A 7,735-nucleotide genomic window follows, 5' to 3' on the forward strand; every position below is an offset into this window, starting at 1 on the left:
GCAGGCGCTTATGACGCCCATTGTCAGGCCTGATGCAGCAGCACCTCTTAGAGTTGCCAGCAAGACGCAGGCGCACATGGGCAACGACATCGCTGCTGTATCTGGAGCCACATCACCTGGATCTACATCCAGTGGAGCTCCCGCCTGTTCTGCAGACGACACCAGTCTGGTCGGAGCCCATGCTGAGCGCCTGGAGAATCTCTACCCGTCGGTGCCCGCCAAGGTGACGCGCGACGAGGGTCTGATGCTCTATCGCGACATGACCCTGGGCCGGCGCTTTGAGGACAAGTGCGCGGAGATGTACTACCGCGGCAAGATGTTTGGCTTCGTGCACCTCTACAACGGCCAGGAGGCAGTAAGCACGGGCGTGATCAAGGCGATGCAGCTGCAGCACGACTGGTTTTGCAGCACCTACCGCGACCACGTGCACGCCCTCAGCTGCGGCGTGCCGGCTCGGGAGGTGATGAGCGAGCTGTTCGGTAAGGAAACCGGCTGCAGCAAGGGCCGCGGCGGCTCCATGCACCTTTTTTCCAAGGAGCACCACCTGTTGGGGGGCTATGCCTTCATCGGCGAGGGCATTCCGGTGGCCCTCGGCGCAGCCTTCACCAGCCGCTACAAGCGCGACGCCCTGGGGGATGCCTCCAGCGACTCCGTCACAGCCGCCTTCTTCGGTGATGGCACCTGCAACATCGGTCAGTTCTATGAGTGCCTGAACATGGCGGCCCTCTGGAAGTTGCCGATCCTGTTTGTGGTGGAGAACAACAAGTGGGCCATTGGCATGGACCACAACCGTGCCACCAGTGATCCGGAGATCTGGCGCAAGGCGGCTGCCTTCGGCATGGCTGGCGAAGAGGTGGACGGCATGGATGTATTGGCGGTGCGTGCCGCCGCCCAGCGCGCCATCGAGCGGGCCCGGGCCGGCGAGGGCCCCACCCTGCTCGAGTGCCTCACTTATCGCTTCCGCGGCCACTCCCTGGCCGATCCAGACGAGCTGCGCGCCCAAGCGGAGAAGGAGTTCTGGGCGAAACGGGATCCGATCAAGGCCCTGGCTGCCCGCCTGATCGAGCAGAACCTCGCCTCAGCTGAGGAACTCAAGGCGATCGAGCAGGAGATCGATGCTGAAGTGGCCGACTGCGTCGAGTTCGCCCTGGCGGCTCCCGAGCCCAAGCCTGAAGAACTTACCCGCTACATCTGGGCGGAAGACTGAATCAAGCTCTCTGATCAGTCTCTCTGATCAGCCTCTCAAAGCGTGGCGGGAATGCGTCGGGTCATGTTGCGCAGTTTGCGCAAGGCCTTCAGCTCCACCTGGCGAACCCGCTCACGGGACACATCCAGTTGACGGCCGATTTCGGCCAGGGTGTGGCGCTCTTGGCCCTCGAGCCCAAAGCGCAGCTGAAGCACCTGGCGCTCCTGGTCGCTGAGCTGGCTCAACCAGCGCCCTAGCTGCTCCTGATGCATGCCCCGCTCTACCCGATCCAGCGGCTCCTCCCCTGAGGAGTCGGCAATTAGATCCCCCAGGAAGCTGCGGCCCTCATCGCCATTCACCGGCGCATCCAGGCTAGAGGTGGTGAGGGACTGGCGGAGCAGGCCGTCGAGCTCCTCGATTGGCATGGCCATCGCCTCGGCAATTTCCTGGCGGTTGGGCATGGCGCCCAGCTTGTGGGCCAGATCCAGGCTGACCTTGCGAATCGCTGTGAGCCTTTCACTCAGGTGTACGGGCAAGCGGATCGTGCGGGACTGGCAGGCGATCGCCCGAGTCATGCTCTGGCGAATCCACCAGAAGGCATAGGTAGAAAATTTATAGCCCCGGGTGGGATCAAACTTCTCCACGGCCCGCTCGAGCCCGAGGGATCCTTCCTGGATTAGATCGAGTAATTCAAGGCCCTTGCCTTGATACTTTTTGGCCACACTGACGACTAAGCGCAAATTCGCTTTCATCATGCGTTGCTTGGCCCGCTTGCCAATGCGAATCAGCTTATTTTCATGATCTGTGAATTCTCTGGCAATCTCTCCAGCTTCTTCCTCTAGCAGGCGCATCATTGTTTGCACCTGATTGCCCAGTTCTATTTCTTCGGCCGGGGTCAACAGCGGCTCGCGGCCGATGGTCGCCAGATACCAGGTGACAGGGTCGCTACTTCGTCGCCGGGTGCCTTCGCTGGCCCTCTGGAGCGATGTGGTCATTAGAGCGCTGAGAGGGGGGATCCAATTAATATCTAACCAAATTCACCGGAAGCTGTGTATTTTCGGTAACCCTTTAGCTTTCAATCGCAAAACAACACATGCTCCCTGGTGTTGTATTCAGCACAATCGGGCCAGCTGCAGTGCAACTGCCAAGGGGTGGGCGGCACCGTTCTGCCCGGCTGGGCTGAGTTGGCGCGCCGCCTGGGCGTGGGCCTGGGTTGCGGCCGCCAGCCAAACAGCATCGGCGGCGCCCGTGGCCGCCATGGCCATGGCTCCCACCCCGGCGACATGGCCGGCGAGCACGTCCCCCAGGCCTGCCCGGGCGCTGCTGGGGTTGGCCTCCAGCAGCTGCCAGCGGCGGCCATCGGGGGCGGCCACCACGCTGCGGGCCCCCTTCAGCAGCACACAGGCGCCACTGGTCCTGGCCGCTTCGCCAGCTGCGTCGAGGCAAGTAGGGGCTGGTTTGCCGCTGAACTCGGGAAACAGCCGGCTGAATTCGCCGGGGTGGGGCGTGATCCAGGTGGGGCCCTGGCGCTGCTGCAGCCAAGCGCAGGCATTGAGGCCCAGCCCCAGGATGGCCGGGCCACTCAGCCGGTTGAGGCCGTCGGCATCGAGTACCAGCAGCCCCGGCCAGGCGAGCAAGTTGCGCCAAAAGGCACCTTCCTGCGACTCGGCACCAGGGCCGATGCCTGGACCGATGCCGGGACCGACCAGCAGGGCGTCAAGCCGCTGGCGGTTGAGTTCGATGGGCTGATCCAGGCGCAGGTTGCCCTGGCCATCGCAGGGCAGGCTCTGGTCCAGCACCACGTGGGGGTATTGCTGCCAGAGGTCGGCTGCCAGGCAGGCGGGCAAGGCAGCGTGCAGGCTGCCGCAACCGCTGCTGCTGGCCCCGGCAAGGGCCAGGCTGGCGGCTCCCCGGAAGGCCTCGCTGCCGGCCAGCAGCAGCAGTCGGCCCCGCTGATATTTGCTGGCGGCCGGATCCAGGGGTGGCCTGGGCCGTTCGGCCAAATCCCGCTCGCCCAGCCCCAGCGGGGTGTGGTTTGGCAGGGCGTTCAGCAGGGCCCCGGGCAAACCCAGGTCGATTCGCTCCAGTTCCCCCACCGCCGCCAGGGCCTGGTCCTGCACCAGCCCGCTCTTGATCAATCCAATGGTGTAAGTGGTGACTGCCTGGGGCCGCATCGGGCCGGTGGCCCTGCCGCTGTCGGCGCAGAGGCCCGTGGGCACGTCCACAGCCACCAGGGCCCCAGGCCGTTGCCGCTGGCGGGCCTCCAGCAGCACCCGGATCCCTTCGCCGGGGGGGCGTTGTTGGCCGATGCCCAGTAGGGCATCGATCCAGAGTTCGCTGCCGAATGGATCAGGCGCTTGGCTGAGACGCTGGATGCCCAGCCACAGGCAGTGGCGCAGGTGCGCCTCGGTGAGTGGCTTGTGCCGTTCGAAGGGGCTCCAGATTGAGGTGGCCACTGAGGCCAGGTGCAGTTCGCGAGCGATCACCAGCCCATCGCCGCCGTTGTGCCCCGGACCCACCAGCACCAGGGCACCGTGGCGGGCCAGATGGTCGCCATGCCGTTGCAAAAGCCTGCGGCTCACGGCCAGCGCCGCCTTTTCCATCAGGGCTGCCACCGGCATGCCGCTGTGGAACAGCTGCTCCTCCAGGGCTGCCATCTCGGCACTGGTCACCAGCAGATGGGCGCCATCGCGGCGTGGCCAGGCGGCTGTGGCGGGTGTTGGCACCAACTCCTCAGGACAGCTGGGTTTCATGATGGAACCACTACTCCTGGCTGTCTGCCCTGTTGTCTGTCTCCGTTGCCAACTCTGGGAGCCCCGCTCTGGCCTGCACCCCTGCGGGTCGTGCCGCCCTGGAGCGGCTGCGGGCCTGGCCGGGTGAACACCGGGTGGCGGTGGGTCTTTCCGGCGGTGTGGACAGCTCCCTGACTGCAGCCTTGCTGGTGGAAGCGGGTTGGCAGGTGGAGGGGCTCACCCTCTGGCTGATGAGTGGCAAGGGTGCCTGCTGCGCCGAGGGGCTGGTGGATGCGGCGGGGATCTGCGAACAGCTCGCCATCCCCCACCATGTGGTCGACTTTCGCGAGCACTTCCAGGCCCAGATCGTCAATTTTCTGGTGGAGGGCTACGCGGCTGGCGTCACGCCCCTGCCCTGCTCCCGCTGCAACCGGGAGGTGAAATTCGGCCCGATGCTCCAGTGGGCCGAGCAGGAGCGGGGCATCGGCCGCATCGCCACCGGCCACTACGCCCGGGTGCACCACGGCGACCTGAGTTACAACGGCCGCCACCAGCTGCTGCGGGGGCGCGATAGCCATAAGGACCAGAGCTACTTCCTCTACGACCTGCCCCAGGAGGCCCTGGGCCGGTTGGTGTTTCCCCTGGGCGAACTCACCAAGGCCGACACCCGCCTCGAGGCGGAGCGCCATGGCCTGCGTACGGCCCAGAAGCCGGAAAGCCAGGACCTCTGCCTGGCGGATCACCACGGCTCAATGAAAGCCTTCCTGGACGCCTACCTGGCGCCTCGAGCCGGCCAGATCGTGCTGGTGGATGGCACGGTCGTGGGTGAGCACGACGGCATCGAGCACTTCACCATCGGCCAGCGCAAGGGGCTGGGGGTGGCCTGGCGCGAGCCCCTGCATGTGGTGAAGCTCGATGGCGCCATGAACCAGGTGGTGGTGGCCCCCCGCGCTGAGGCTGCCCGGGCGGGGGCGGTGGTTGGAGCGGTGAATTGGGTCTCGATTGAGCCCCCGGTGGGTGGCATCGAGGTGGAGGTGCAGGTGCGCTACCGCAGCTCGCCCGAGCGAGCCCTGCTGACCCCCCTGCCCGCCACCGATGCCGACCGGGCGGCCCAGCGGCCCCACCGGGTTCAGCTGACCTTTGCCGAGGAGCAGTTCTCGATCACTCCCGCCCAGGCGGCGGTGTTTTACGACGGTGAGGTGCTGCTGGGCGGCGGCCTGATCCAGGCCGATCCCGCCCCAGCCACGGGACCTCACCAGTAGGGGTCGCTGGCCAGCTCCACGTTGAGCGCACCGCTGCGGCTGGCGGGAACGGTGGCGATGCAGGCCCGCACCACCTGGCCGTTCACCTCGATTTCGCAGGCGCCGCAGCTGCCCCCCAGGCAGCCGGTGGGGATGGTGACCCCCGCCGTCCGGGCGGCGAGCAGCCAGTCGCACCCGGCCAGGCACTGGCTGGTGTGGCCGTTGGGCCAGCGAATGGTGACGGGGGAGGCGGCCATGGGCGGGTGGGTTAGGGGCCAAGTAGGGGCTCGAGGTTCACATGGGCCTCAAAGGCATCGGCCAGCCGGTCCAGCAGGGCATCTCGCTGGCGGCTGTGGTGGGGTTGATCCTCCGGCAGCGGCGGCAGGCCGCCGCGCTGGCGCAGCTGGTTGAGCCAGCGGCGACGCCAGGGGCCGCTTTCAAACACGCCGTGCAGATAGGTGCCGGCCACCACGCCGCCCTGGGTGCCGTAGGGCTGCCAATGGCCCAGGTCCGGGTCGCTCGCCAGGGGCTGCAGGCCGCTGGCCGCCACAGGGGTGCTGATGCCGCGGTGCAGCTCGAAGCCCTCCAGGCTGAGGCCCTCCCCTGGCCAGAGCGCCTGGCTGCTGCGCTGGCGCAGGGCCTTGGCACCGCCGAAGCAGGTGTGCAGCGGCAGCAGGTCGAGGCCCGGCACGGGCCCACCCGCTGGGGTGCCGGTGTCGCCGCCCTCCAGGCCCTCGGGATCCCGCAGTTCCCGCCCGAGCAGTTGCAGTCCGCCGCAGATGCCGAACACCTGGCCGCCATCGCTGGCGTAGGCGCGCAGCACCTCCCCCAGGCCTGAGCGCTGCAGGGCCGCCAGGTCGCGCAGGGTCTGTTTGCTGCCCGGCACGATCACCGCATCGGGGGCCCCCAGCGGCTCCCCCGGCGCTAGCCAGCGCAGCTGGACGCTGGGTTCGGCCTCCAGGGGATCGAGGTCGGAGAAGTTGCTCAGCGACGGCAGCTTCAGCACGACGATCTCCAGCGCGGCGTCCCGCTTGCGGCCGCGGCGCTCCAGCAGATCGAGGGAGTCTTCCGGGGGAAACAGCTCATCGAGCCAGGGCATCACCCCCAGCACGGGCACGCCAGTGTGGGCCTCCAGCCAGCGGCGCCCTTCGTCGAACAGTTCGCGGCGGCCACGGAAGCGGTTAATCAGCAGGCCGCGGATCAGGGGGCGCTCCACGGGCCTGAGCAGGGCCAGGGTGCCCACGATCTGGGCGAACACACCGCCCCGTTCGATGTCGGCCACCAGCAGGCAGCGGGCCCTCAGAAACTGCGCCAGCCGCAGGTTGGTGAGGTCGCGGGATTGCAGGTTCACCTCAACCGGGCTGCCGGCCCCCTCCAGCACCAGGCGGCCATCGGGGTGGGAGCCCTGCAGCTCGTTCAGCCCCTGGCGGATGGCGGCCCAGCCCGGCCGGAACCAATCGCGGTAGTAATGCTCGGCGCGGGCCAGCCCCACCGACTGGCCCAGATGGATCAGCTCGCTGGTGGAGTCGCCCTGGGGCTTGAGCAGCACCGGATTCATGCTGTGGTGGGGCTCTAGCCCGGCCGCCCAGGCCTGGAGGGCCTGGGAGTAGGCCATTTCGCCGCCCACCTGGTCCACCCAGGCGTTGTTGCTCATGTTCTGGCCCTTGAACGGCAAGGGCCTCTCGCCGCGGCGGCGCAACACCCGGCAGAGGGCGGCCGTCATCAGCGACTTGCCGGCACCGCTGCTGGTGCCCAGCACCATCAGGGGCTGGGGAGGGAGCTGGCTCATCCGTTGGCCCGGCTGTGGTCGACAAACCAACGTTCCAGTTCCGACCAGGGAAGGTCGCCTGCAGCAAGCCGTTGAATCGTCAAAACAACACAACGGCTACGAGAAACCCACCCCGTTTGTTCCCATCGATGAAGGGGTGGATGCGGCTCAACGGGCCAATTCACGCAGGGCTGGTTGGAACTGGCGCGCCGCATCTGTTGCGATCGCCTGCACGCGATCTCCCGGAGCCAGGTGAAACCGGCGGGCAATCTCGGAGGGGATCCTGGCGCTCACAGAGCCGCCAGCCTGGCGAAGCGTGACTTCTGCTGGCATCACCCTGTGGCAGATAGCTAGTCAATGCTATGCGCTGCTGCCGTTCACAGTCTGGGGCGCCACCGGTGCAAACCGTGCAACAGGCGATCGAACCCGCTGGGGGTGGGAATCTCCCCGGGCCACTTAGCAAGCAGCTCCCGGCCCATGGGAGTGAGCCGCACCCGCTCGGTGAGGCCCTGGCCATCCACCTCCCGCCGCAGCACCCCCAGCTGGATCAGCCAGATCCAATCGGCTTCAGCCCGATCAGGAGTGAGATTTCTCCGGCAGAGGCTGCGGGCGTCGTTCCGGCTGCAGAGCGCGGTGCTGCTCAGGGCCCGGTCGCTGACCTCGTCGTAGAAGGCCCGCCGGAAGGGAAGGCAGCGCAGGGCTAGAGCGGCCCGCTTCAGGGCGCGTTGGTCGTTGAGGAGTGGGCCGCTGGGGGTGTCTACCCGGTGTTGCATAGAAGGATTCTCCCTGATGTCCATGCTCGTTCTCG

8 protein-coding genes are annotated in these 7,735 nt (G+C 67.1%); 2 read left to right on the forward strand and 6 right to left on the reverse strand.

What is annotated here, in order from left to right; translation table 11 throughout:
• The first annotated feature begins 76 nt into the window (after positions 1-76).
• Positions 77-1,207: a pyruvate dehydrogenase (acetyl-transferring) E1 component subunit alpha gene (gene pdhA, locus KBZ07_RS13200; RefSeq protein ID WP_254932047.1), complete on the forward strand. Its 1,131-nt coding sequence runs from the start codon at positions 77-79 to the stop codon at positions 1,205-1,207.
• Positions 1,208-1,242: 35 nt separating this feature from the next.
• On the opposite strand, the gene KBZ07_RS13205 is transcribed toward pdhA, so the two are convergent.
• Together KBZ07_RS13205 and KBZ07_RS13210 are read right to left on the reverse strand one after the other, a co-directional pair.
• Complete coding sequence (locus tag KBZ07_RS13205) at positions 1,243-2,181, reverse strand: RNA polymerase sigma factor, RpoD/SigA family (protein ID WP_254932044.1); 939 nt, start codon at positions 2,179-2,181, stop codon at positions 1,243-1,245.
• A 117-nt stretch (positions 2,182-2,298) separates the two neighbouring features.
• Positions 2,299-3,939, reverse strand: a complete 1,641-nt coding sequence (locus tag KBZ07_RS13210) for an NAD(P)H-hydrate epimerase (RefSeq protein WP_254932045.1) — start codon at positions 3,937-3,939, stop codon at positions 2,299-2,301.
• 68 nt (positions 3,940-4,007) lie between these two features.
• Between KBZ07_RS13210 and mnmA the strand changes: the two genes are divergently transcribed.
• The gene (mnmA, locus tag KBZ07_RS13215) at positions 4,008-5,180 is read left to right on the forward strand and encodes a tRNA 2-thiouridine(34) synthase MnmA (protein ID WP_254932048.1); all 1,173 of its coding nucleotides are present in this window, start codon (positions 4,008-4,010) and stop codon (positions 5,178-5,180) included.
• Here mnmA and KBZ07_RS13220 read toward each other — a convergent pair.
• From KBZ07_RS13220 to KBZ07_RS13230, 4 genes are all read right to left on the reverse strand, one after another.
• Complete coding sequence (locus KBZ07_RS13220) at positions 5,171-5,416, reverse strand: 2Fe-2S iron-sulfur cluster-binding protein (protein WP_254932046.1); 246 nt, start codon at positions 5,414-5,416, stop codon at positions 5,171-5,173. The genes mnmA and KBZ07_RS13220 overlap by 10 nt on opposite strands.
• Positions 5,417-5,427: 11 nt before the next feature.
• A complete protein-coding gene (locus tag KBZ07_RS13225; protein WP_254932049.1) occupies positions 5,428-6,921 on the reverse strand; it encodes a cobyric acid synthase in 1,494 nt (497 codons plus the stop codon).
• Between the two features lie 106 nt (positions 6,922-7,027).
• Positions 7,028-7,099, reverse strand: a complete 72-nt coding sequence (locus KBZ07_RS16475; protein ID WP_396124074.1) for a Fic family protein — start codon at positions 7,097-7,099, stop codon at positions 7,028-7,030.
• A 205-nt stretch (positions 7,100-7,304) separates the two neighbouring features.
• Positions 7,305-7,735, reverse strand: a 431-nt coding sequence (locus KBZ07_RS13230) for an Npun_F0494 family protein (RefSeq protein ID WP_315860173.1), incomplete at its 5' end; no start/stop codon positions are given.

This window comes from Cyanobium sp. BA20m-14 (genome assembly GCF_024346295.1).

Coding starts and splice junctions, on each gene's coding strand:
- pdhA (WP_254932047.1), top strand. CDS start 77: ATGGGCAACGACATCGCTGCTGTATCTGGAGCCACATCACCTGGATCT.
- KBZ07_RS13205 (WP_254932044.1), bottom strand. CDS start 2,181: ATGACCACATCGCTCCAGAGGGCCAGCGAAGGCACCCGGCGACGAAGT.
- KBZ07_RS13210 (WP_254932045.1), bottom strand. CDS start 3,939: ATGAAACCCAGCTGTCCTGAGGAGTTGGTGCCAACACCCGCCACAGCC.
- KBZ07_RS13220 (WP_254932046.1), bottom strand. CDS start 5,416: ATGGCCGCCTCCCCCGTCACCATTCGCTGGCCCAACGGCCACACCAGC.
- KBZ07_RS13225 (WP_254932049.1), bottom strand. CDS start 6,921: ATGGTGCTGGGCACCAGCAGCGGTGCCGGCAAGTCGCTGATGACGGCC.